General features: G+C 54.0%; 2 protein-coding genes. One reads left to right on the forward strand and one right to left on the reverse strand.

Translation table 11 applies throughout. The features are described from left to right. Positions 1 to 310: 310 nt before the first annotated feature. Positions 311 to 979, reverse strand: a complete 669-nt coding sequence (locus tag QD357_RS32110; RefSeq protein WP_414126051.1) for a TetR/AcrR family transcriptional regulator — start codon at positions 977 to 979, stop codon at positions 311 to 313. A 271-nt stretch (positions 980 to 1,250) separates the two neighbouring features. On the opposite strand from QD357_RS32110, the gene QD357_RS32115 reads away from it, so the two are divergent. Further along, the coding region (locus QD357_RS32115) for a (2Fe-2S)-binding protein (RefSeq protein WP_414126052.1) at positions 1,251 to 1,626 on the forward strand (376 nt) is incomplete at its 3' end.

A 1,626-nucleotide genomic window follows, 5' to 3' on the forward strand; every position in this document is an offset into this window, starting at 1 on the left:
GGCCGCACGACCATGTTCTCGTTCGCTTGATGCCTCGCACGCTCAATGAGTGGATAATACACGGCTCAGCGCCCCMTTKAAGCAAAATTATTCAAAACGGGAATTATTATTGCAATGGGCGGTGTCAGCAGATCGGCAAAGCAGGCGCTGGCCGTCTGGCCGGGGAACCAGATCACTCACTCGGAATAGGTCAGTTATCTTGTGCAGAGCGGCAACTGACCCGTGTCGAGAGCCAGAAGGCCACCGATTATGTCCCAGTCCTGGCTCATAGGTCGACGCATTGTCGGCGTCTTGAATCCGCACGATCAACTTAACTGACCGGTGCTCGTAAACCAGCGGAGAGGAAGGCGACGAGGTTCTCGAGCATGGCCTCCTTACCGAGCGGCGAGACCTTTCCTTCCGTTAGGTCGCCAATACGGCCGAGGTCGTTCAGCATGAACATGTAGGTACCCACGAGAAATGCCATGCGTACGCTCAAAAGATCACGGGGTATACCAGGCATCGCAGTTTGAAGGGCGTCGATGTATCGCCGGACAGAGGCGTCGTAAACCTCACGGCGTAGGCGAAGAGCGTGCTCCTCTTGCTCGGCATGCAATCGGGCTTGGAGGCGTACAAATGAAGCGCCGTTCTCGTTGCTGTACTTCATGTCCCACTGGGGCTGCAGATAGGCCTTTACGATAGCCTCKACAGCTGGGCGCTCAGCCTCTTCCAGCACTTTGTCGAGCAGAACATGGCGGGTACCCKACAATATGCCCCCGCGCCGGCGGAAAACCTCATCGAATAGCGATTCCTTGTCTCCAAAATAGTAGCKGATAAGTCCTTGATTTACTCCCGCATTCGCCGCTATCTCGCGCGTCTTCGCCCCCGAATAACCCMGCTCCGCAAAAACGATCTCGGCGTGGTCTAGGATAGTTTCTTTGAGGTCACCATCATGCGAGGGGCGGCCAGGCCGACGGCGCTGGTGAGTTTCTTTGCGCATGCACATTCCGTGTTTTTAAATGCCTGCTTTCATTTCATGAAACACACCTGACCACAAGCCTGAGGCCTCAATTTAGGCGAGTGTAGAATTAATTCGGAATCGTTATTCCCGTCAATGTAGCGTGTTTCAGGATCATTTCCTTCATTTCTCCTATTCGTATCCCTCGCACGTCTGGGGGATGCCAAATGTATTTACTATTGTGAATAATTTTGGCAGACTGCCATAAAAGATGATCTGCGACAAACGGGACCACACTCCGGAGGTGAAGACAATGAAAGTCGATTTTACAGTTAATGGCAGCGCGCGCTMGATCGATGTCGATCCGGCTACGCCTCTGCTCTGGGTCATTCGCGATTACCTCAAGCTTAAGGGCACAAAATTCGGCTGCGGCGTCGGCGAGTGTGGTGCATGCACCGTTCATCTTAACGGCGAGGCCGTGCGTAGCTGTATAACCACCGTCGACAGTGTCGCAGGGGGATCKGTGACTTCGATCGAGGGGTTGAGTCCCAATCATTCACATCCCGTTCAACAGGCCTGGATCGAGCATGCCGTGCCCCAATGCGGCTATTGCCAGTCCGGCATGATCATGGCCGTATCCGATATTCTGGCCAAGAATCCCTCGCCCACAGATGAGGATATCGATAAGG

This window comes from Rhizobium sp. BR 317 (genome assembly GCF_047445835.1).
Taxonomy (GTDB): domain Bacteria; phylum Pseudomonadota; class Alphaproteobacteria; order Rhizobiales; family Rhizobiaceae; genus Rhizobium; species Rhizobium paranaense.